The organism is Desulfobacter latus (assembly GCF_013389365.1).
GTDB lineage: Bacteria > Desulfobacterota > Desulfobacteria > Desulfobacterales > Desulfobacteraceae > Desulfobacter > Desulfobacter latus.
Genome location: NZ_JACADJ010000045.1, coordinates 1 through 22,867, shown reverse-complemented (window position 1 = coordinate 22,867; position 22,867 = coordinate 1). Strand labels below are relative to the sequence as shown.

Sequence of the window (22,867 nt, the reverse complement as noted above, 5' to 3'; positions counted from 1 at the left end):
GATCAAAGACCTCCTTTGGCTTTCAGCTTTTCAATCAATTTTTCAATAATTTCATCGGTGTCGCCGTCAAGCATTTCAGCACCATCGCCCGGATCGGGGACAAAATAATCCACGCGTTTGGTCTTTGCACCGGCCTCGCCTACGCTGCCGGCATCCACACCAAGATCACCGGCACCCTTTACCGGAATCTCAACACCGGCCACCTTACGGATACCGCGGATACCGACATAACGGGGCTCGTTGATACCGGTCTGAATGGAAAGCACGCAGGGCAGTTCAATTTCATTCATTTCCTGGTTGCCGCCTTCGATTTCCCGGCCCACTTTAATTTTTCCCTCCCCGGGCTCAATCTTATTCACCAGAGAGGCATAAGGGTAGTCCAGCATGGCAGCCAGCATGCCGCCCACCTGACCTGCGCCTTCATCGGCCTGGGCGCCGGTAAGAATCAGGTCATAATTGCCTGTTTCAACTTCAGCTTTAAGGAGGGTTGCAATACCGCGACCGTCAGACCCTTCAAAGGCGTCATCGGAAAGCAGAACGCCGTTATTGGCGCCCATGGCCATTTCACGTCGGAGGACTTCTTCAGCCTCGTCATCACCCACCGTTACAACGGTTATGCTGCCGCCCAGGTTATCCACAATCCGGATGGCCTCTTCAACGGCATAGTTGTCCCACTCGTTCACGGAATAAACCAGATCATCACGATCCAGATCATTGCCTTCGGCATTAAGTTCAAATTCGTTCTCAGCAGTATCCGGAACGCGTTTGACGCACACCAAAATTTCCATTATTTTCTCCTTAAGCTTGTTTTTTATTATGCTAGATGATCCTCAATGAGTTGCGTAAAATCAAGGGCTTCCATCTCGCCTTCTTTGCCGGCCACCTTAATGGCATCCTGGATATTCACCAGACAGAACGGACAGGCCGTAACAATCACATTGGCCCCGGCGTCTGCAGCCATATTTACCCTGATAACGCCCATGCGGGTCTCTTCTTCGGGCTCATAAAAGAGCATCAGGCCGCCGCCGCCGCAGCAGAAGGAGCGGTCACGGCTTTTCTCCAGTTCCACCCGGGTCAGGCCGGCAATGGCATCCAGCGCCTGTCTCGGGGATTCATAAATAGTGTTGTGGCGGCCAAGATAACAGGGATCATGGTACACATAGACGTTATCCCGATTTTTGCACGGTGTCATGGTCAAGGCACCGGATTTAATCTTTTCCGCCACGATTTCACTGATGTGTTTGACAGGAGGCAGACCCGTGTAGTCGTTTTTCAACGCATTCAGGGCATGGGGATCGGCCGTGACAATCCGTTTGACACCGGATTCAAGAATGGCTTCGGTATTCTGTGCCTTGAGTTCCTGGTAAAGCATCTCTTCACCAAACCGGAGTACCTCGTTACCGCTGTCTTTTTCACCTTTGCCCAGGACGCCGAAGTCCATGCCGGCCTTTTCAAGGATAATGGCTGTCCGGCGGGCAATGTCCTGCATATTGTCGTCATAGGAGGTGATACTGTCTACAAAATAGAGGGTATCGGCAGTGTCTTTACCCAGATCCTTGACCGTATGGGTTTGGGCAAAGGTTTTTTCCTTGGCCCAGTCCGCACGTTTCTTTTCCATTTTGCCATAGGGATTGCCGCGTTTTTCAAGGGCTTTAAGGGGTTTTTGCAGCGACTGGGGCACCATGCCCTCATCCACCATGCCGCGACGCAGGTCAACCATCTTATCAATATATTCGATGCCCAGGGGGCATTCCTGTTCACACGCCCCGCAGGTGGTACAGGACCAGATTTCATCCTCGGTATAAATGTCTTCCACCAGCAGCTTGTCGGATGTATAAATCACACCGGACTTGATCGGATAATTCTTAAAAATAAGATCCCGGGCCTTGATACTGATGAACCGCGGGGACAACGGACGGCCTGCGGTATTGGCCGGACATTGATCGGAACAGCGGCCGCAGTCGGCACAGGAGTAGAAATCAAGCATGTGCTTCCAGGTAAAATCCTCAAGTCTTTTAACCCCAAAGGATTCCAGATCATCCAGTTGCTCATCGGAAACACCGTATTTAACCGGCTTGATATTGCCTTTTTTCACCCGCATGAAAAAGACGTTGAAAATAGAGGTGATGACGTGGAAATGCTTGCCCAGAGGCAGAAAGCACAGAAAAAAGAAAAAGGTCACATCATGCACATAATACATAATGATGTGCAGGCCCTGGAGGGTTGCGAAGGATGCAAACCCGAGCATTTTTGAAAAAAACCAGGCCAGGGAAAAAACCGCCGGAAAATGGGCGTCACCAAGGGCCTGATAGTTGTAGGCGACGGCAGACGCTTCAAACATGCTTTCTGAAATCATCAGGGTGGCGATGAGGCCCAGAACAAACACCGCTTCTGCCGTATGGTCATGGCCATATTTTTCAGGCACGGCATAGCGGGCCGGCCTGATGATGCCCCGGCGGTAGGCGGCGATGATGCAGGCCGCAAGAACGGCGGTGGCGGCATAATCTTTCATGACATTATATACAGTGCCAAGAGTGCCGTCCAGCCCGGGAAAGATAAAGCCGTCATCCAGACCGATAATAACAAGGCTGGTGGAACGGATGGAAAGGATTAAAAAGCCGGCAAATATAATGATGTGCAGCACACCGGCCCGCATGTATCTGGGCTGGCGGATCTGTCCGAACCAGACAACGATCAGATTTTTAATCCGTTCCGGAATATTGTCAAAACGATAATCTGGATTGGCCCGGACCAAAGGCGCGATTCTGCGTGCAATGATATAGGTAAATAACCCGACACCGATGACCGGCAGAAGAAATGAAAAAATCACTGTTGGAAAAAAACCGAACAACAGATAGTCTGCCGGAGTAATGATCATAGACATACTTAGCTTACCTCCTAAAAAATAATAAAACCGTGCAAACTAACAATAGATTCATGCAAATGTCAAGCCTTGTAATATTTTCCCAAACAGGCGCTATTATGTTAACATATCTGATACTTACAACATATTAAAATATATGCATTTTAGCCTTGGAAAACCATAAACATTCATTCATTTCTTTTAATGAACTTGATTTTAGGTTATTTTAATGTAAAAAGTTTATGATACCTAGTCATTCTTAATCACATACGGGAGAATTTTATCATGACGCATTCACAATCCAACGAATATCGCAAACTGCTTGATTACGGCAGACCCCCCAATGTAAAAAAATGTTTTCCCAACTCACAGGCATTGATTGTCAGCGGGAAATATATTGACCGCGCCCTGCTGGCCAAAGGCGGCTGCATGACCATTGCGGCAAACGGCAGAAACGCCTTTGTCATCAAAGGCACCCTGGCCGCGGCCCAGCGGGCCAATGCTGCCGTTATCATTGAAATTGCACGCTCCGAGGGCGGCACCGGGGCCTATTGCGCCACCAACTACTGGAACATCGCAAGGCAGACCGATGCCTATATGAATGAAATGGGAATAACGATTCCCGTGGCCATACATGCAGACCATTTCGGCATTAAAAAACCCGAAGATGTTGAACCGGCCAAAACCGAAATCCGGTCTATATTTGATGCCGGCATTACCTCTATTGCCATTGACGCATCCCACATGCCGGATGACCAGAATCTTTTGGCCAATATTGAATTAAATCCATATGTACCTGAGTGGGCCGGCCTTGAAACCGAAGTGGGTGAGATAAAAGGGAAACTGGGTCTTTCAACGCCTGAAGAAGCGCTGTTTCTTATCCAGGGACTCAATGCCCACAGCATTTTTCCCGACTGGATCGCCCTGAACAACGGCACCACCCACGGTATTGAACAAAGCGATGCAGGCATCAATGTCGATTTGACCGCACAGATACATGAGGCCCTGGCCCCTTACGGCATTTCCGGCGCCCAGCACGGTACATCGGGAAACAGTTCCGATCGGCTGCGTCAGATTGCGATGAAAACAAAAACCACAAAAGCCAATGTTGCCACGGCCCTTCAGATGATCTCCTGGGGAGTGAAGGTTAATGACTATGGCAATGCCATCATGGATGAGTCGGGCAGCTTTATCAAAGAGCGCGGCAAAGGGGTCTCCCGGGGCACCTGGGAAAAGATGTGCGCGTTTGCCGCAGCCAATGAGTGGCAAAAAGGAAACTTTAAAAAACTGAACCTGCCTTTTGAAAATACCCTGACAGCCCAGGATGCGCCGATTCGGGAACGAATGATCAAAGACGTTGAAAATTTTGTATTTACGCTGCTCACCGACGTGTTCAACGCGACAGGTACAGCAGATCTGGTAAAACAACAAATTTTTGAAACCCAGTCACATATGCCCGGCCCCAAAGCCGAAAAAATTGAACAAAAAGAGGAATGGACCCGGGAAAAAATTATTGAGAAGGCCTCCCGGATTACTGCAGATAAAGGCCCCCAGGGAAATTTTGAGGATTAACGTTTTTTTTCTAAAGTTTTAATTTTATCAAGCCGATAGTGGGGTTAAGGAGAAAATTAAAATGCAGATACCTTCATACCAAATACAAAATGTGTTGAAAGTTTATTCAAGGCAATTCAGCCAGGGTAAACTGCTGGATAAGAATAAATTCAGCGACGCCAACAAGGTTTCTGCGGACAGTGTCAGCATCTCATCGGAAGGCAAGCGACAAGCTATTATAGATAAGGTTGCAAGCAACATTGTTGATAAAATTATCAACGAAGGCCCCAATGAAGAAAAAGATACGACCCGGATCACCGATCAAATTCAAAAAGAGCTGGGAAAAAAGATTGATTTCACCAAAGGGAAAAATCAATTCACGTATACCTCGGTTGATGAAAACAATAACAAGGTTGTCCAGAATTTATCCGTTGAAGATTCCAAATTTATCGTAGAACGGATGACGGAACTGGCCCGCCAGGTGGCTGACTCCAATATGGAATCCCAGGAGGGTGTTTAAAATGAAAATTAATTCCACACAGCAGTATATCAATCAAAGTTACGCTGCTAATAATGCCGGCACCACCGCCAAGACGTCGGCGAATCAGGCCCAAAAAACAGAAGAACCCCTTTCTGACAGCATTAATCTATCCGCCACCACCAGGGATCTTCAGAAAATTTCTGCCGCGTCTGCCGAAGCCCCCGAGGGCAGAGCCCGGAAAGTTGAAAACCTCAAACAACAGGTTCAGTCCGATCAGTACACCGTGAATGCCGAGCAAATAGCGGAAAAAATGATCGGTTCAATTATGGACCAAGTGACTTGACCAACCGGCATTTTTTTCCCCCCGACCTGATGTATTGATCTATTCAGGTCGGGGGGATTTTTTATGTTTATTAAGATAACATTTTGATTTTAAAAATAAAAAAACCCGTCAGCCATTAAAAGTTCGCGAACATTGGGCACACTTGTTGCTTTATTCTTCCTTAATTAAAAAAAGGAGGAGAATATGACCAATATTAACAACATCCAAAGCATCAGCCAAATATTAGACAGTCAGTCAACTAAAAAATCCAAGAGCAGTGGCCCGGCCCAGGGATTTGAATCATTGCTCAATTCCGTGCTGGAAAAAACACAGGAATCTGAACAAGGCATACAGGCCACTGAATTGGGTGAAATTCCTGCAATGGATTTTGACATTCAAACCGTATCGTCCATTGTTACGGATAAAACCGACAAACTGCTGACCAGTCTGGAAAGCTATGCATACAAACTTGATGATGGCAATATCACTTTAAAGGAGATTGAGCCCATGCTTGAAGAACTGAATGCAGACGCCGCATCTTTATTGGAAGAAACGTTGTCACTTGGTGAAGATGACCAAAGTCTCATAGATATTGCCAGGAGTACAGCGGTTACGGCGAAAACCGAATATCTGAAATTCCAGCGGGGTGACTACCTGTAGGCAAGAGACTGGAAACTTGAGACAAGAGACAAGAGACAAGAATGCTCTAGTGTTACGCTTATGCGTGTCAGGGCTTTTTTTGTGTACATGCCTGTTTGGCTGTCTGCCAATGTTTCTCTTTTTCTTCGGGGGGCATCTGCTTTAAATCAAGGCCTTGTTTGGCAATGTCGGCTTCCATCATTCTGAATCGTTCCTCAAATTTTGACGTGGACCTATAGAGTGCTGTTTCCGGATGAAATCCTGCAAATCTTGCGACATTCACAAGGGAAAAAAGGATATCACCAAATTCAAGCATGGCATCATCCTCGTCCATGGAGAGCGCAGCCTCAAATTCATGTATTTCCGAAACGGCCGTATCCAGCACCTGACCCAGATTTTCCCATTCAAAGCCGGCTTTAACTGCAGATTTAGACACTTTCAAAGCCCTTAGCAGGCCCGGCATCCCATCGGGTACATTATCAAGGGCAGAGCGTCTCTGAGATGTGCCGGCATCGCGCTTTTCCCCCGCCTTAATCGCATCCCATTGTTTATTTAACTCATCTTCCGATGAAATCCGGCTGTTACCGTAAACATGGGGGTGACGACGAATCATTTTTTCAGCCACCGTCTTAATCACCCGGTCAAAGGAGAATCTGCCGGCATCGGCATAAATTTCCATAATAAAAAGGACCTGGAAGAGAACGTCGCCAAGCTCTTCTACAATATTATCCTCATCATCTTTAACAATGGCGTCTTCCAGTTCATATAACTCTTCGGCCAGACACTTCCACATGGTGGTCGGGGTTTGTTTCCGGTCCCAGGCACATCCGTTCGGTCCCCTAAGTCTTTGGATGATCTCAAGCAGGGGAATTATTGTTTCCACGTTTTTTTTAATCCTTCCAATTGTTTACTGAAATCCATTTTAATATTCTGAGAAATGAACAGGGTCAGGGCATCCGCAACCTGGGCAAGGTAGGGTGCCGTGCGGGATGCTGCAATATGATGATTGCCGTTGGGTACAAAACTTGTGATCGTTATAAAAAGGACCGTTGCGATAAGTACGCCTTTGGCAGCCCCGAAAATGACACCGAATGCGCTGTTCACCCAGCCTAAAAATACAATGTTCAGCAATTTGTGAATCAGGGTGGCCACAATTCCCACAGCAATAAGAATCAGACAGAACAATAGAAAAAAACAGACAAGCTTTTGAAGCTGGGGGGATGAGATCCATGAATCAATATAAGGAATCAAATGCGGATAATAGGTATTGGCCCCATAAAAACCGGCCACAACCCCCACGATACCGGAAATTTCCCGGATCAGGCCTTTAAAGCCCCCCCGAACAAGGCAAAAACCCACAATGATCAATACGCAAAGGTCAAAAAAGTTCATCACTTCTCCAAAAAGCCCCCCATCCTTATAGGTCGGGGAGCAAATTTAAATGTAAACAGATAACAATAGGCTACGCTGCCAGTCAAGATTTTTATTGACCTTTAAATCAATAAAATGCACCCTATAGCCTATGAAAAATCTTGAATTTCAGAACATGACCCTTGCCCAGAAACTCTTTGGGACACACAATGCCAACCTGGAAAAAATTGCCCGGGCCTTTGATGTTAAAATAAACTCAAGGGGGGGGGCAATTTCAGTCGCGGGTTCAGAAAAAAAAACAGACAAAGCCATTGATCTGATCAGCCAGCTTTATGACCTCATGGAAGAAAAAATACGGCTGACACCGGCCATTCTGGATGCAGCCGTCAATGCGGTTCAACAGGGCGGGACCCCCCCCTTGAAAAAAATTTTTACCACGACAATCATGGTAACGGCCAAGAACAAACCCATCACCCCCCGAACCCCGACCCAGCTGGCATACACCGAAGCCATAAAATCCAATGACATCCTTTTCGGCATTGGTCCGGCCGGTACCGGCAAAACCTACCTTGCCATGGCCATGGCCGTTGCCGCCTTCACAAAAGGAGAGGTCGAAAAAATCATTCTCACCCGTCCTGCTGTGGAAGCAGGCGAGGCATTGGGGTTTCTTCCCGGCGACCTGGCTGAAAAAATAAATCCATATTTGCGGCCTCTGTATGATGCCCTTTATGATATGCTTGATTTTGAGAAAGCCAGGGCCTATATTGAGCAGGAAACGATTGAGATTGCACCCATTGCATTTATGAGGGGCAGAACCCTGAACAATGCATTTATCATCCTGGACGAGGCCCAGAACACCACCTCCCAGCAGATGAAAATGTTTTTGACCCGGATTGGATATGGTTCAAAAGCCATTATTACAGGGGATATTACCCAGACAGACCTGCCCGGCGGAAAAAAATCAGGGCTGGTCGAAGCCAGAAAGCTGCTTGCCCGGATAAAGGGGATCTCATTTATAGAATTCTCAAAGGAAGATGTTGTCAGGCACCGGCTGGTGTCCGACATTATAAATGCTTATGAAAAAAGCAAATAAGCAGGGGTGGGTTAAGCAGGCCGGGCAAGTCCTCTCATCCACCCCTTATCTGCCGCTGGTACTGTTTCTCCTGGTGGTGGGCCTGTTTGCCCTGGCCCAGACCTTTGACCACAGCACTGAATCATATGTATATAAAACAGGCGATGTGGCAGGCAGAGACATCAAAGCGCCCAAAGATTTTTTTATAGAAGACAAAGCCACCAACCTGGCCAAAATGGATTATGCCAAGACATCAATCAGAGCTGTATATGATTTTGATGCCGATCTGTTAAAAAATATAACCGCCGACATTACATCGGCCATGCATTTTGGACGACAGATGTTTCAGCCCCGGGACAATGCCCAGGGCCTTGCCTCACCTGAATCTTCAGCGCCCTCTTTTTCCATGGCCCTGACATTCAAACCCGAATTTGAAAAAAAGCTGGGCATAGAAATTTCCAAAGGGGCATTCCAGATCCTGTTCAATGAAGAATTTTCGGAAAAGATTACAGGACACCTGACTGCCATTATCAACACCATTCTGACCAACGGGGTCGTAAGCAACAAAGAAATCCTTCTGGCTGAAGAAGAAAAAGGCATTACCCTGAGAACAATTCAGTCCAATAAAGAACGGGTTATTACCAACCTCAAGGTGTTTTACGGACCAGACCAGGCCAAGACCATGGTAAGGGTTGTCGGGCAACCCATCCTGAAAAGCGTCAACTACAGTCTGACCAACCTGATTGTGGATATCTGCCAGCGGCTTTTGCGGCCCAATATCACGCTGAATAAAAACGAAACGGAAAAACGTATCCGGGAAGCCCAGGCACGCATTAAACCCACCCTTTACCAGATCAAGGCCGGCGAAATGATCATTCGGGAAGGAGAACGGGTTGATGAACTCAAGTTAGTCAAACTTAATGCCTTAAGCGAACAGGTTGAAGACAAAGATGTTATTATGACCATTATCGGCATCTGCATGTTCACCACCCTGTTGCTGATTGTGGTGTATTTCCTTTACCTCAAAGATCATCCAAAGCTTGGCCGGGACATGAACAAACACATGACCTTTCTGACCCTGGGCCTTTTGCTTTATATCGGATTTACCGAACTTGCCGTATACATTGCCCAGACCTCAAATCCGGAAATAGCCGGCAAAATAGCTTCAAGCGCCATATATATGGTGGTACCTGTGCCGGGGGCAGCCATGATCACCTGCATTTTTTTGGGGTTTGACATTGCCCTCTATTTTTCTTTGGTACTCTGCAGTTTATGTACCATATCCTTTGGCTGCGAGTTCCAGGTCTTTTTATTCTTTTTTCTGTCCAGTATCACAGCAGCTTATTGGATCAAAGAACGCAATGAACGTCACCATTTCATTGTTGCCGGATTCAAGCTGGCGTTGTTCAATGCATGCCTTGCCATTGCCCTGGGGTTTTTCATGCCCTCCCAGGTACTCCCCTGGGGAATCTTGCTTAAACAGGTGACCATGGCCGTGGGCGGCGGTGTATTTGCGGCCATTCTTACAGTGGGATTCACACCGTTGATCGAAGTCCTGTTCAATTACACCACAGCGGCAAAACTGCTGGAATTTTCAAATCTGGACCAGCCCCTGATTAAAAAATTAATGATCGAGGCCCCGGGCACCTACAACCACAGTGTCATCGTGGCAACCCTTGCGGAAGCAGCCGCATCCGCCATCCATGCAGACAGTCTCAAGGCCAAGGTCATGGCATATTACCACGACATCGGCAAACTGGACAAAACCATGTATTTTATTGAAAATCAGTCTGACGGGCGGAACCGCCATGATAAACTCTCCCCGTCCATGTCCGCATTGATTCTGATCGGCCATGTTAAAAAAGGCGTGGAAATGGCCAAAAAATACAAACTGGGCAATGAAATTGTGGAAGGCATCAGCCAGCACCACGGCACATCCCTGATAAAATATTTTTATAACAAAAGCCGGAAAGCCGGAAATGAAAAGATTAATGAAGATGATTTCAGATACCCGGGTCCCAAGCCCCAGACAAGGGAGGCGGGTATTGTCATGCTCGCGGATGTCGCAGAAGCGGCAACCCGGGCCCTTGAGCGCCCTACCCCATCCAGAATCAAGGGCCGTGTAAAAGAGTTGATCAATGACATATTTGCCGACGGCCAGCTCGAAGAGTGCGAAATGACCCTGAAAGATCTACATCAGATCGCCAAAAGTTTTAATACGATTTTAACCTCTATTTATCACAACCGCATTGAATACACAGATAAGCCCCAGGATAAGAAGCTGGACAAAAAAAATGGAAAACCGAAAGATACTGATAGACAACCGCCAAAAGGAGAGGCTGCCAACAGCGCCCTTGTACAAAAAGATCGAACAGATCTTAAACGCCTTGGGCTGCGATAACCACGAAATCTCCATTGTGATCACGGATGATGCCCAAGTCAGGGATCTGAACCGGACATACCGGGGCAAAGACAAGCCGACCAATGTGCTCTCATTTCCCATGCAGGAAGGAGAATTTTCAGATATTACCCCGGGACTTCTCGGGGATGTGGTGATCTCCCTTGATACAGCACGGGCCGAGGCCATGGCCGCAGGAATTTCCACGAATGAACGGATGTCTCAATTATTGATACACGGTATTCTTCATCTGATTGGGTTTGACCATGAATTGGGGGAGAATCAGGCCCGGGAAATGGAAGAAAAAAGCCTGGCACTTCTCAGGCGCATAGAAAAAAATATTGATCTGACCGCATTCTAAATAGAGCGAAAGGATATAAAAATGGCTGAATTAGCAGTAAATGTAGACCATGTAGCAACCCTGCGCCAGGCAAGAGGCGCCAAATACCCGGAACCGGTTCACGCCGCCCTGGCCGCTGAAACCGCCGGGGCAGATGCCATTGTGGTACATCTGCGGGAAGACCGCCGCCACATCCAGGAACGCGATGTCCGGCTGATTTCCCAGACAATAAAAACCAGATTAATACTTGAAATGGCAGCCACCAGTGAAATGCTGGGCATTGCCCTGGACATCAAACCTGAAACCGTCACCCTGGTACCTGAAAAAAGAGAGGAAATTACCACCGAAGGCGGACTTGATGTGATTGTCCACATGGAACACATCCGCCAGGCCGTTCTCACCTTGAAAAATGCCGGAATAAAGGTTTGTATTTTCATCGACCCCGACCTGGATCAGATCAAAATGGCCCACAGAATTGATGCCGACGCCATTGAAATACATACCGGCGCATTCTGCGATGCCACAACGGCGTATGACCGGGAACGGGAATATACACGGATTGTGGATGCGGCCAAAATCGGTGTCCGCCTGAACCTGGGCGTTCATGCCGGACACGGAATCTGCTACCATTCAATCAAGGCGTTTAAGGGACTGCCCGAGATTACTGAATACAGCATTGGACATGCCATTATCTCAAAGGCTGTCATAACAGGCATGGACACAGCCGTCAGGGACATGGCGCAATTAATTCAACGTCTTTAACTTACATTTATTCCAGGAATCTGATATAGGTATTCTTTTTAACAGGATCTATTACTCATGAAACAGGAAACGCTTCTAATTATAGACGATGAGAGTGCCATCAGAGAGAGTCTGGGCATTCTATTCGAGGATCAAGGATACCGGGTTTTTACGGCAAAGAACGGGCATGCGGGGCTGGATCTGTTTTTCCGGGAAAACGTGGACGTGATCATCACGGATCTGCGAATGCCGATCATGGATGGCCTTGAGGTCATGCGTACCATCCATAAATTTGAGCCCGATCTGCCCATGATTGTCATTTCAGGTGCCGGTGAAAAACAGGATGTCATCCAGGCCCTGAAGATGGGTGCCAAGGACTATATTTCCAAACCCATCATTGACCTGGACATCATTATTCATCTGGTAAACAAGGTCTTTGAAAACCGGCGACTGGCTCACGAAAACCAGGTATACAGAAAACAATTGGAAAAAAGCGAACGACAGTACAGGACCATTACCGAACAAATTGCAGAAGGGGTATTCACGGTAGATGCCCAGGAGAACATCACCTTTGTCAATCCGGCATTCTGCAAAATGATGGGCTATGCGGCAGACAAACTGATATCCATGAACCTTGAACAAATCTCGACCCCGGACAGCTTTTTGACAATACTTGAACAGACCCGGATTCGAAAAAAAGGCGAAACCAGCCGGTATGAAATTCAACTGGTGCATGCAAACGGACACCCCATACATGTGGAACTAACCTGCAGCCCCCTCAATCAGAGTAAGGAGCAGACTTACACCGGTGCCATTGTCATGGCCAGGGACATATCCCGCCGCATTGAACTGCAACGCCAATACGAACAATTCATCAAATGTTCCCAGGACATGCCCGAAAATGCCATTGCCATCTGCGCCAACTGTAAAAAAATCAGAGATGAGGACAATATGTGGCACAGTATCGAAAAAGCCTTTGATCACTTGCTGTTTTCCCACGGCATCTGCCCGGATTGCTGCAAAAAACTTTACCCGGACCTCGATTTGGAAGAGATAGAAAATGACCCGGACGAAAGTTCAGCTTAGAAGCCCTGCCGACATTGCGACCAGGCTCACCCCGCATTCATTATTAGAGCCTAAAGATAAAAATTTATTTTTCATGACCGCCGGGCTGTTCTCCATCAAAAACCCCTGCCCTGCCCAGTCCAGAAGGTCTTCGTCATTATAATCATTCCCCACGGCAGTCACCATTCCCCGGCCGACCCCCAGGTGCCGGGCCAGCCATTGGGATGATGCACTCTTGCTTACCCCAAGCGGAAACACCTCAATCCACGAAGATTTATGGTCCAGGGGGGAGGTGGCCTGAATTACGCTGAAGCCGAACAGTTCACGGCGCAGCGCATTTAGCTGCTCACGGGGAAATCTGCCGGGCACAACGGCCAGGACGCCGGTGGACTGGTCATAAATCGTACCGGCCGTTTCAAGGGGACGACCAAAATCCGGATACATTGCTATTCGCCGCTCAAAATCCGAATTGCGGCCGGAAGTAAATTTAAACAAAAAAGATGAGGTATCGGGGATGGCCTTGTGGATCATGTAATCAAAGCCAAGACGATCAAAACATGCTGCAATTGCCAAGACCCCGTCTTTAGGAATGGAACAGGAACGGATCAAATGATCCCCGGGCCAGGCCATGATACCGGCACCGGTGGAAAAAATCAGATAATCCAGGGGCAGATCTTCCGGGCCAAGCCCCATATGCGTAAGGGCGCGCCTGAAGGAATAAAGGCTGCGCCCTGTGGCAATGACCGTGGTGACACCGGCAGACCGCAACCCGGCCAGGGTCTCCAGATCCCGGCCACGGATACGCCGGTGATCCGTAAGCAGGGTGCCGTCAAAATCGGTGATAAACATTGTTGACATGTTTAATAATGCACAGGCCCCCTATTTCTTTTTCTCCAGCGCTGCCCGCAAAATGCTTTCCATGGACCCAAAAGAAGAGCCACCCTTGGTACTTTTTGCAAACTGCTTCCAATTGCCCGAGGATTTCTGATCCGGGGGCGTCAGGGTCATACGCCGGTTATCCTCATCCACCTCCTGAACCAGGACCTGCAGGCCATCCCCGGGTTTCAGGGACTCAATTTTCCCTGCATTTGCAGACTGCCGCAGGTTTGACATGGGCATCAGACCTGTAATACCGGGTTCCAGACGGATAAACAGTCCAAAGCCTTCCTTTTTCTCCAGGGTCCCGTCCACGACACTGCCCACAGGATATTTGGCCGAAACTCCGGTCCAGGGATCGCCGGCCGCATCTTTCATACTCAGTGAGATCCGCTTACTGTCCATGTCAATGGCCTTGATCATCACCTGAATGGTCTCACCGACACTGACTTCGTCCTCGGGGCGCAGCACCCTTTTTACATGGCTCATTTCAGATATATGGACCAGACCGTCAATACCCGGGGCGATCTCCACAAAAGCCCCGAAAGAGGTCAGGCGCACCACTTTACCGCTGACCTGGTCTCCGGTACTGAACGTGGTGCCGATGTTATCCCAGGGGTTGCCCGAGGTCTGTTTAACGGACAGGGAAATTTTGGGGGAATCGGACAGGGGTTTTTCAATTTTTAACACCTTGACAGGCAGAATATCATCCACCCGTACCACCTCTTCAGGCTTTTCCACCCGGGACCAGCTCAATTCGGAAATATGGGCCATGCCTTCCACGCCGGGCGCAAGTTCAATAAACGCGCCATAGGACATCAATTTGGTTACCTTACCTTGAACCGTATCCCCTTCGGCCAGCTCTTTCATAAACGCGGTACGTGCTTCCCTGATCTGTTCGTTGAGAAGTTCCCTGCGGGAGACAACAATATTCCTGCCCTTTTCCTCATACCGGGTAATCAGGAAATGGTGGGTCTGCCCCTCGTAATCCTCAGGGGTTTCCACATATTTGACATCAATCTGGCTCACCGGGCAAAACGCTCTTTTGCCCAGGACCTCCACGGAAAAACCACCTTTAATAACGCCGGTCACCCGGCCTTCAACAGGGGTTCGCCCGTGATAGGCATCCTCAATCATGGCAGCCATCCCGGCCCCGGAAACGGCCTTGGACAGAATCACTTCACTTTCGCTCAAGGAAACCACATAGAGTTTAAGGATATCACCCACGGAATACTGAAATTCACCATTTTCATCCAGCAGCTCGGACTTATCCACCACACCATCAGACTTTGTTCCCGTGTCCAGGTAAATTGAATTTTCTCCAATGGCAATGATCTGTCCTTCCACCATATCCCCGGGTTTAAATTCCCGGCCGATTTTTGAATCATAGGCATCAAGCATCTGCTCAAAGCTTATCTCACTGGTGCCCTGGTCAGTGTTCTGCATATTGTCGTCCTCAAACCTGTCGTTCATTTTGTTCTCCCGGCCCTCAGTTTTTTAAATCTGACGGGTCCGTTGTTAATTGGGTTTTCGTCAAAAATTTGAATCATAATACAATTATTAAATTTTGTCGAAACAAAACAATATCTAATCAGCAATATTTGCCTTTCAGGGCTGATGGATATTTCAACGTATTTGAGAAGCAGCGGAACAGCATCGAGTTCTTTGGGTTCCGGCACCAAGGCATCCAATTGCGCGCGCAACTCACTTAATTCAGTATATACATCCGGGATATTGTCGCCGTCCTGGACCGCCTCGATTTTTTTCTTCAGTTCCGCCCTTCCTGGACGAGCGGATGAAAGGATTTGCTCGCGGGCTTCTGCGAGAAATGCCTTTGGATTGCAGTGGAGATAAGTCGTACGCGATACTGTTCCCATCCGCAGTTCCAATACATCGCCGAACTGAATCTTTGCCTTGAGCCAAGCCCCGTCGTCACCGAGCGCTTCCGAGTATGTGAGGCGGGCTGTTTTCCTGATGGGGCCTTTCTTCTTTATCGTCCGCAGGACAAGGAACTCGGTTGGCACTTCGGGACGCTCCTCCATGTCCTCATCCATCAAGGGCCAATTGACCCGGTGCAGGATCATGTCGTACTGACCGGGCGGGATCTTGATTTCACAACCCGGATCGGTGGGTGCGTCAGGACTGAACGCAAGACTGTTCAGCGTCTCAATACGCAGCCGTCCAGATGGAACGTTAAGATAGGCATACTGGGGTTCGAGCCATTGTACCTTTTGCTTCTGTCCCGAATTGAGGACTTTTTCCACGAGGACATCCACCACCACTGCATCGTCTCCGCCAAGCTCCCATGCAACAGCCAATCCACGGTCGGTCAGTCGTTCAAGCCAGCATTCCGCATCCACACCGACGACTTCTCCGATCATTGCTTCATACCCGCCAAGTTCACGGATTGAATCAAGATTCTCCGCATCGTAAACAAAACACCAATGCCCGTCATTGTAAGGTTCACAGCGCATTGCGTGGGGATTTAGAAGTTTTTTCTGTTGCCTGACCATGCCCATATTTCCTTTTTTTTAAGAGTCGCAGCGTCAGCCTTTTCTAGAACACCGGTCATCAATAACCCGAGTACGCCTTGGCATCGCAGATACGAAAAAAACCATCTTCCTCAATGATGCTCAAGCTGACTTTATACTCATGGATAAACATACCATTCGGCGTGCGCACACTGATGATCTGGAACCGGGATAATCCTCTTTGTTCATTGCGGTGAATGCCCTTGGGCAGCTTCATATGGGCTGAGGCAGTAACATTGGCGACATCACCATTGAACACGCTTATCACTTCGATGTGGTCGAAGTAATCAAATGGCCCAAACTCCCTTTCCAGATTTGCGATCCGTGTCAACAAGGTTTCGAGGGTCTGGCCTTTGGCGGCCCGGAGCGAAAAAAGTCCGGCAATGCGTTCATACTGTCCCGTCACCAGGTGGAACGCAAACTGGTGAGTGAAGGCCCGGATACGCTCAGCCAGCTCTGGAGCATCCTGCTGGTCGCCCGTGATACGCAATTGCTCCCGACGCTGCATGGTTGCCCAGACGTAATTGGGGGCAATTTCATTGACGTTGTCAGGATCGATCAAATCGCTGAACCCGCTCGCAACATTGGTTTCAAAACCTGCAATACTATTAAATCTGAGCGTGTAGTCTTCGGGAGAGTCGAATATGGCATTGTCGATCCAAACTTCATCCCCTTTTTTATTAAGCACACTAAAGCTATTTTCGATGCTCAACCCGTTTAAAACCACGGTGACATTATCACGATTAAATTTTCCCCGTTTATCCGCGAATATTGAGAGTGCTTCCCCAAAAGGCAGCGTTTTCTTTTCGGTTAATAACATCATGAATTTTTTTGATTCTTTAGGTGTAGTCGGCATAAGTATCTCTTCTATCGATATGCATCGATATCCTTGAAATTGTCTATCTGGTACAAAGAAAATATGGGCTTGGTCATAACATCGGCCACAGCGTAGGTTGGGTTGAACGAAGTGAAACCCAACAACTTATCGGCGTTGGGTTTCGTTCCTCAACCCAACCTACCGGAAATTCGTATGGCCTGATATATGATCAAGGCCGAAAATATCATAACAGCTTTTTTGCGGCATGCATAATTTCTTGCTTACATTCACGAATTAAATCGTCATGCCTTTCCCCGCCATTTTCAGCGTTCCATATAATATCCTCAATTGCACTGGCGTTGGACTTAAATGCCCAAAGGGAATCCGGGCATTTTGGCGCTATGCAATCAATAATTTCTTTCCATATTTTCATTGCACCCATGTGTTCTGAAAGCTCCTGCGATACGATTTTGCGCGCAATTTCTTTTGCAAGCAAATGGGCTTCGTCTATCTTTATCGTTTTCATATCAGAAATATTTTATTGCCTTAAACCAGTTTTTCACGTCAAAACCTTGATTTGACGAATTCGGATAAATAAGGGATGCCAAAATCGAGTATTTTTTTTATTGCGTCTTCCACACAAGGAATAACCCTTTCCTCAGCCACCATTTTAGATATTGGCGCCAAATTGGCCGTCATTTGCTCGATTGTAAGCGATGGTTCAAACGCTTTTACTACCCACCATACATCCTTTTCTGTCCAAAGTTGGGGGAGCCTGGCAAGGTATTCCGCCTGACTGAATTCTGCTCTGTCAGGTGACAGCGGTATAGGAGAAGGGATGACCGTCAGTTCAGGATATCGCCCCAAGGTCGACCACCCGATCAAAACAGTAAACTCATCGTAATCCTTGGGACTGGGACTCAAGACGATCCAACACTTTAGTGAGTCTGAAATTACCTGGCAGAAAGCTCTCTGTCCGGGCCATACAAAAACTGACTTTACTTTTTCCGCTTTGAATTCCGGCCGTCTCTCTTCCATCTTCTTTGTGAAATAATGCCTGAGAGCTTTACCATACTCCTTGCGCATTCAAGTCTCCATTGAATTTGCCTTGATAAAGGCCTTATTCATATTTAATGATCTCACCTAAGGGGAATTTTGACCATTTAACAAAATCTTCATCCGAACATGCTACAGCCCTTTTTTCGTCAACATTGCGGATATGCCATGCATAGTTTAAATGATGGTATGCGTGTTCAAGCGCAATTTGGAACTCTGCTTCCGAATATTCCGGATTTGATGCCAAATCAGAAAGGAGGCTATCCAACTCTAACTTGGCTTCTTCGATATTTGAGGCGATCAGCTCTTTGTTCTTCATATTGTGTTATCATCCTGAAATTATCGGGTAGACCTTCATAAGCGCGATAGGTCTCCCAATCTCGTGAGGCGCCTCTCACTGAATCCTCAGGATCCTCACCCGTGTTTATGAGGCGCAAAGCTTTTTCGGCGATCTGCAATGTGGTATTACCTCCTCCACCATCCAGTTCATTCGGACCCTCAAAACATATCTGAACCATCGGCAGGTTATCTGGTATATAAATCCACATCCTCTTTTTCCCGTACTTCACCATCAACCAGGCCCTAGCGCCTGCATCGACGCCCTCCGATGAATTGGCTGGCGGCAATTCAGTCAGCCGTCGAAGTACCTTCAGTGCCTCATCCAAGGTGGTATCTCGAGGATTGTTCCATGGAATTGAATCATTTAACTGCCTCTTGCCGTTTCGAAAAACTGCATCAAAACCGATCTTCATCTTTGGTAACTGCTCCAATCTCAGCGATTGTCATTGGGCGAAGCACTCCACGCGCTATGTTGAATTCATTAATCAGCGCTTCGATTTCGCGAAGTACAAACAACAGGTTTTCTGTATCGAACACCCGCAACATTTCCTTTGGAATTGCTTTTATCCTTTCGCAGTGAGTCGTGTGAAGGAAGTCTGGTGAGCTATCGGGAAAATATTGGACATTAAAATTCCGCGGACTTTTGAGCCTCTGTAACTGGCTTGAGGTTACCCAAATCGTCGTTTCATCCCGCGAAATGAATGATAATCCAGATTCATCATATTCTTGGCCATTGGCCCAGGCTTTTGCGTATACGATGATGGCATACTCTGTTGGATCGTTGCCCAAAAATGCCAGAGAACAGCAACGACCTTCGCCGAGGATCGGCAATCGCTGCGCTACTATGGGGGAAAAACCGAGATGAGCAAGGTTTCTAATCGTGCTGTGGAACATCTCATGCAATTCAGATATGTCATCAGTGGAACAGCGTATTGCATCATTGATCGCTATCCCAAACTGATGTGGACTATCAAGTCTCAATATCTTCAAAAGGAATGCGCCAAGTTTGCCCCGAATGGTTGGCGGGCTCATTCTCAACAATTCCCTCAACGTCGCATTCCGGGCTTCGGTTACGTAGTAGACGGGATTAGACTCCCCGTTGGGTAATATATCTTGTGTTGTTTCCATTGTCCCTATTACCATTGTCCAACGCTGCTACTCAGCCGCGCGGCTTTTTGCGTCGGCTGCAGTAGCCTTGTTAGATGATAAATTTATAGCAGCATATGGTAAATAATAGTAGTCGAATCAGCTTCTCGACTCATGCTAATTGCCATCTTTCTATTGCCACTGGAAACGATAAGCATGTTGTCAGAACTGCTGATTATCTCCCATCCCTCGAAACTGTTTTCCGCATGATAAAAAGATTTTATGTCTTCCGGTTTTGATTTATTTTTGTAAACCCAAGTTGAAGGTCCCGTGGCCAATCCAATTGGATGCAAAATGCCGGGATGGGGTTTTACGCCAATACTTGCCAATCGCTCAATAGCTCCAGCTTGCTTCCATAGCGTAAATGACACCAAGGGTATCATTAAAAAAATCATCAGGATGAAAGTCGCCCGTTGTAACCATGCCAACACCTTGGGCGGACGAATAAAACCGAAATAATAGCCTTGAACCGCTAATACGATACAAATGATAAGCAGAACAACGAGTTGAGGCTGCATAATTGACTATCCCATCTCTCGCGGTAGGAACACCGGTCACCCGGTGCCCCCCGCACAGTCCCGGACGTGCGGTTTGCCCGCATCCGGTTCCTCGGTTGTACTCGCTTTCGTGTAAGACATTTGTTTATGTAAACACTCGATGTTGTCTGTTAACTACCAGCATCTTAGGCTTGGCAATCCCCAAAAGAGGCACCGTTTTGGTAAAGACTTTCCAGGTGAAGCTTTTTCGCTTCCCTCCTCGGCGGTTGAACCATTTGAATGCACACTTTTCGGCCCAGCTATAAAAATGCCATAGTGCCGACAGGTTACCTGGTACATTATAATAATTGTAATGGCCGCGCAACCGTCTATTCAACGCCTTTATAAAGGTTATTCCTTCATTTGCGGATCAGGTTCAGAAAAGCGGCATCATCAATTCGTTCCTGGAGCATTCGTATCAACCAATTTGGTATTTTCTTCGCTTTTTGACATCGGCATAATAGATAAATAACCATCAGATTCTGTAAGCAAACTGTTGTTCAAGCTTCCAGGGTTCGGTAAAAAATTTCGACGTTGCCGGGTTACTGTATATCATGAATGTATACCTGTGGCAATTTTTGAAAGCAGAACGCTAAGCTAACCGGCGCAAAAGGTTGGAGCAACGTGAGGAGCGGAAACCTTTTGCGTCCCGCAAAGCGGGAGCGAGGGCATAGATATGTTAGATATACCGATGACCCCAGGATTTTTTGTAAAAGTGCGAAAGCCGCCGAAAGGGTTATGCAGAGTATCACAAGATTTTTGACCGTGAAACTCAAGCTCAAAGTAAACAAAGATAAAAGTGCTGTCAGTCGACCATGGATAGGTAAATTCTTAGGATTCACATATTTTCAAATGTGTGGACAGTCCAAAATCCGGATTCATGCCAAAAGCATTAAACGGTTTAAGGATAAAATTCGGGAATTGACCTGCCGCAAGCGGGGTAAAAGCCTGTGGCAGGTGATTCAGGAGTTGAACCAGTATTTTCGGGGATGGTGGAATTATTTTCGGCTTACAGAAGCCAGACACTTCCTCAAAGGGCTCAAAGTCTGGATACTGCGGCGGCTGCGAAGCCTTGTTTGGAAACAATGGAAGAATCCCAAAACCAGGGTTCGTAACCTTAAAAAACTTGGTATTTCGCACCATGATGCCATGCTTTGCGGCAATGCCCGCAAAAAGTATTGGCACATGAGTAAAATCAAGTGGGTTGCCATTGCCATGCCTGAAAGATATTTCATCGACAAAGGATTGTATCTACCCGGGAACTGATGCCTTAAATCAACCGAACCGCCCTGGTACGTGATCCGTATGCCGGGTGGTGTGGGAGGGCTCCTCAGTGATGATGGGGAGTCCTATCCCGATTCTCTTTATATTCTTGAATGGTTACCCCGGCCACCTTTAAGCAGTGACCGCTTGCAGGGGGATAATTTCATTCTCGATTTTTGCCACATTTTGTTTGGCCATTTTAAGATCATAACTGACTTGCAGGTTCATCCAAAATTGAGGGGTAGTGTTGAAGTATCGAGCGAGTCTGAGGGCAGTATCAATGCTGATCCCTCTCTTTTGTCTTATCACATCATTGATCCGAGGGGCTGGTATACGCAAAGCAATAGCCAAAGCATTAGCACTCATATTTAATGGTTCTAAATATTCTTCTTTAATTATTTCTCCAGGATGAATTGGTCGCATATTGTTCATAATCGCTTCCTCCTAATGGTAGTCTGTTATTTCTACATCGTATGGTTCATCAGACCACGAAAAGCACACACGCCATTGCTTATTGATTCTTATGCTGTACTGTCCCTGCCTATCGCCTCCCAATTTTTCAAATCGATTACCGGGTGGAGACCGTAAATCAAGCAACTCGACTGCGTTATCAAGCATTTGAAGTTTACGTTCTGCTTGCGCCTGAAAAGTTCTGAATTGCTTTGGGCTGTTCCCTTCATACAGGGCTTGTGTATGCTTACATTTAAAATTCTTTATCATAGTCAAAAATATAACGGAATACGTTAAATGTCAAGCGTATGTTTTTAAGAAGAGAACGCAGAGCTTAGTGGGCGGGCGGCGAATTGCGAAGACCGACCAGAAAAGGAGGCCCGCTTTCACCTTTGCTGTCCAATATTGTCCTTGACGAGTTGGACAAAGAGTTGGAAAAGCGAGGGCATAGATATGTTAGATATGCCGATGATCCCAGGATTTTTTGTAAAAGTGCGAAAGCCGCCGAAAGGGTTATGCAGAGTATCACAAGATTTTTGACCGTAAAACTCAAGCTCAAAGTAAACAAAGATAAAAGTGCTGTCAGTCGACCATGGATAGGGGATCATCTTGGGTTTCACCCGTCTTTCCCGGAAGTATTGTTGTTGTTCCGGGTCAAAAGGATTTGCGTCGCTTTTGATTTTGATGTGCCTTTGGATATGTATGCTGTGAGCTTTGATGAGTTCGTATGTTCTATCGTTGCCGTTTTTGTCTTTGACAAGCGTTGAGAACCGTCCCGGTTGTGAGCCCTTTGACCAATACGTCTTCTTCAGCCATTGGATGCTTTTATTCCGGTGACGTCGTTTCACCCATTGCCACGCTTCATTCCATATGTAACTGTCAACAGGTTATAAAATCTAATTAAATAGTAATCAAAAGTATTTAATTTACGATTCAATTAGAGTTTTTTATTAAAATGTAAACACCTTAAGTGGCTGAAACCCGCAGCCTCTATTCCTTATCTTTGTAAG

Annotated in this window: 26 protein-coding genes; 11 read left to right on the top strand and 15 right to left on the bottom strand. The window is 47.2% G+C overall.

Annotated features, from left to right (window positions below; translation table 11 throughout):
* Positions 1-2: 2 nt before the first annotated feature.
* Both HXW94_RS12435 and HXW94_RS12430 read right to left on the bottom strand, forming a co-directional pair.
* Positions 3-788 carry an electron transfer flavoprotein subunit beta/FixA family protein gene (locus HXW94_RS12435; RefSeq protein WP_178367224.1) on the bottom strand — a complete coding sequence of 262 codons (786 nt, stop codon included), beginning with the start codon at positions 786-788 and terminating at the stop codon, positions 3-5.
* A gap of 26 nt (positions 789-814) precedes the next feature.
* Positions 815-2,884, bottom strand: a complete 2,070-nt coding sequence (locus tag HXW94_RS12430) for a (Fe-S)-binding protein (RefSeq protein ID WP_178367223.1) — start codon at positions 2,882-2,884, stop codon at positions 815-817.
* Positions 2,885-3,148: 264 nt separating this feature from the next.
* Here HXW94_RS12430 and HXW94_RS12425 point away from each other — a divergent pair, with 264 nt between their 5' ends.
* The 4 genes from HXW94_RS12425 (at position 3,149) to HXW94_RS12410 (ending at position 5,877) form a co-directional block, all read left to right on the top strand.
* Positions 3,149-4,435 carry a class II fructose-bisphosphate aldolase gene (locus HXW94_RS12425; RefSeq protein WP_178367222.1) on the top strand — a complete coding sequence of 429 codons (1,287 nt, stop codon included), beginning with the start codon at positions 3,149-3,151 and terminating at the stop codon, positions 4,433-4,435.
* A gap of 61 nt (positions 4,436-4,496) precedes the next feature.
* A complete protein-coding gene (locus HXW94_RS12420) occupies positions 4,497-4,934 on the top strand; it encodes a DVU0524 family FlgM-associated protein (RefSeq protein WP_178367221.1) in 438 nt (145 codons plus the stop codon).
* 1 nt (position 4,935) lies between these two features.
* Positions 4,936-5,238, top strand: coding sequence for a flagellar biosynthesis anti-sigma factor FlgM (gene flgM / locus HXW94_RS12415; protein ID WP_178367220.1), 303 nt, complete (start codon positions 4,936-4,938; stop codon positions 5,236-5,238).
* A 183-nt stretch (positions 5,239-5,421) separates the two neighbouring features.
* Positions 5,422-5,877 carry a hypothetical protein gene (locus HXW94_RS12410; RefSeq protein WP_178367219.1) on the top strand — a complete coding sequence of 152 codons (456 nt, stop codon included), beginning with the start codon at positions 5,422-5,424 and terminating at the stop codon, positions 5,875-5,877.
* Between the two features lie 67 nt (positions 5,878-5,944).
* On the opposite strand, the gene mazG is transcribed toward HXW94_RS12410, so the two are convergent.
* Entirely contained in the window at positions 5,945-6,739 is a 795-nt protein-coding gene (gene mazG / locus HXW94_RS12405) for a nucleoside triphosphate pyrophosphohydrolase (protein ID WP_178367218.1), read from the bottom strand.
* The gene (locus HXW94_RS12400; RefSeq protein ID WP_178367217.1) at positions 6,727-7,248 is read right to left on the bottom strand and encodes a CvpA family protein; all 522 of its coding nucleotides are present in this window, start codon (positions 7,246-7,248) and stop codon (positions 6,727-6,729) included. Before HXW94_RS12400 ends, mazG begins: the two co-directional genes overlap by 13 nt.
* A 130-nt stretch (positions 7,249-7,378) precedes the next feature.
* On the opposite strand from HXW94_RS12400, the gene HXW94_RS12395 reads away from it, so the two are divergent.
* Genes HXW94_RS12395 through HXW94_RS12375 form a run of 5 tightly spaced genes read left to right on the top strand, consistent with a single transcriptional unit; the run spans position 7,379 to position 12,864 of the window.
* The gene (locus tag HXW94_RS12395; protein WP_178367216.1) at positions 7,379-8,320 is read left to right on the top strand and encodes a PhoH family protein; all 942 of its coding nucleotides are present in this window, start codon (positions 7,379-7,381) and stop codon (positions 8,318-8,320) included.
* Positions 8,304-10,700, top strand: coding sequence for an HD family phosphohydrolase (locus HXW94_RS12390; protein WP_178367215.1), 2,397 nt, complete (start codon positions 8,304-8,306; stop codon positions 10,698-10,700). Before HXW94_RS12395 ends, HXW94_RS12390 begins: the two co-directional genes overlap by 17 nt.
* On the top strand, positions 10,654-11,058 hold the full coding sequence (ybeY, locus tag HXW94_RS12385) for an rRNA maturation RNase YbeY (RefSeq protein ID WP_178367214.1): 405 nt from the start codon (positions 10,654-10,656) through the stop codon (positions 11,056-11,058). The genes HXW94_RS12390 and ybeY overlap by 47 nt, the downstream gene beginning before the upstream one ends.
* A gap of 21 nt (positions 11,059-11,079) precedes the next feature.
* A complete protein-coding gene (locus tag HXW94_RS12380; protein WP_178367213.1) occupies positions 11,080-11,799 on the top strand; it encodes a pyridoxine 5'-phosphate synthase in 720 nt (239 codons plus the stop codon).
* 57 nt (positions 11,800-11,856) lie between these two features.
* Positions 11,857-12,864 (top strand): response regulator, encoded by a 1,008-nt coding sequence (locus HXW94_RS12375; protein WP_178367212.1) that lies wholly within the window; start codon positions 11,857-11,859, stop codon positions 12,862-12,864.
* On the opposite strand, the gene HXW94_RS12370 is transcribed toward HXW94_RS12375, so the two are convergent.
* The 9 genes from HXW94_RS12370 to HXW94_RS12330 form a co-directional block, all read right to left on the bottom strand.
* Positions 12,856-13,701, bottom strand: a complete 846-nt coding sequence (locus HXW94_RS12370) for an HAD family hydrolase (RefSeq protein WP_246293949.1) — start codon at positions 13,699-13,701, stop codon at positions 12,856-12,858. The genes HXW94_RS12375 and HXW94_RS12370 overlap by 9 nt on opposite strands.
* Positions 13,702-13,722: 21 nt before the next feature.
* A complete protein-coding gene (locus HXW94_RS12365; protein WP_178367211.1) occupies positions 13,723-15,192 on the bottom strand; it encodes a 30S ribosomal protein S1 in 1,470 nt (489 codons plus the stop codon).
* The gene (locus HXW94_RS12360) at positions 15,189-16,232 is read right to left on the bottom strand and encodes a hypothetical protein (protein WP_178367210.1); all 1,044 of its coding nucleotides are present in this window, start codon (positions 16,230-16,232) and stop codon (positions 15,189-15,191) included. Before HXW94_RS12360 ends, HXW94_RS12365 begins: the two co-directional genes overlap by 4 nt.
* Before the next feature lie 58 nt (positions 16,233-16,290).
* Positions 16,291-17,106: a hypothetical protein gene (locus HXW94_RS12355; protein WP_178367209.1), complete on the bottom strand. Its 816-nt coding sequence runs from the start codon at positions 17,104-17,106 to the stop codon at positions 16,291-16,293.
* Positions 17,107-17,311: 205 nt separating this feature from the next.
* Positions 17,312-17,593, bottom strand: a complete 282-nt coding sequence (locus tag HXW94_RS12350; RefSeq protein ID WP_178367208.1) for a hypothetical protein — start codon at positions 17,591-17,593, stop codon at positions 17,312-17,314.
* Positions 17,594-17,631: 38 nt separating this feature from the next.
* Entirely contained in the window at positions 17,632-18,153 is a 522-nt protein-coding gene (locus HXW94_RS12345) for a hypothetical protein (RefSeq protein WP_178367207.1), read from the bottom strand.
* 34 nt (positions 18,154-18,187) lie between these two features.
* Entirely contained in the window at positions 18,188-18,442 is a 255-nt protein-coding gene (locus HXW94_RS12340) for a hypothetical protein (RefSeq protein WP_178367206.1), read from the bottom strand.
* A gap of 416 nt (positions 18,443-18,858) precedes the next feature.
* Positions 18,859-19,590 carry a hypothetical protein gene (locus tag HXW94_RS12335; protein ID WP_178367205.1) on the bottom strand — a complete coding sequence of 244 codons (732 nt, stop codon included), beginning with the start codon at positions 19,588-19,590 and terminating at the stop codon, positions 18,859-18,861.
* Between the two features lie 83 nt (positions 19,591-19,673).
* Positions 19,674-20,126 (bottom strand): hypothetical protein, encoded by a 453-nt coding sequence (locus HXW94_RS12330; protein ID WP_178367204.1) that lies wholly within the window; start codon positions 20,124-20,126, stop codon positions 19,674-19,676.
* Positions 20,127-20,768: 642 nt separating this feature from the next.
* On the opposite strand from HXW94_RS12330, the gene HXW94_RS12325 reads away from it, so the two are divergent.
* The gene (locus HXW94_RS12325) at positions 20,769-21,410 is read left to right on the top strand and encodes a group II intron maturase-specific domain-containing protein (RefSeq protein ID WP_343054603.1); all 642 of its coding nucleotides are present in this window, start codon (positions 20,769-20,771) and stop codon (positions 21,408-21,410) included.
* Positions 21,411-21,539: 129 nt separating this feature from the next.
* Here the strand turns inward: HXW94_RS12325 and HXW94_RS12320 are convergent, their stop codons facing one another.
* Positions 21,540-21,839: a HigA family addiction module antitoxin gene (locus HXW94_RS12320; RefSeq protein WP_178367203.1), complete on the bottom strand. Its 300-nt coding sequence runs from the start codon at positions 21,837-21,839 to the stop codon at positions 21,540-21,542.
* A 12-nt stretch (positions 21,840-21,851) separates the two neighbouring features.
* A complete protein-coding gene (locus HXW94_RS12315) occupies positions 21,852-22,127 on the bottom strand; it encodes a type II toxin-antitoxin system RelE/ParE family toxin (RefSeq protein WP_178367202.1) in 276 nt (91 codons plus the stop codon).
* 83 nt (positions 22,128-22,210) lie between these two features.
* Between HXW94_RS12315 and HXW94_RS19545 the strand changes: the two genes are divergently transcribed.
* Complete coding sequence (locus HXW94_RS19545) at positions 22,211-22,624, top strand: reverse transcriptase domain-containing protein (protein ID WP_281357837.1); 414 nt, start codon at positions 22,211-22,213, stop codon at positions 22,622-22,624.
* Positions 22,625-22,867 lie beyond the last annotated feature (243 nt).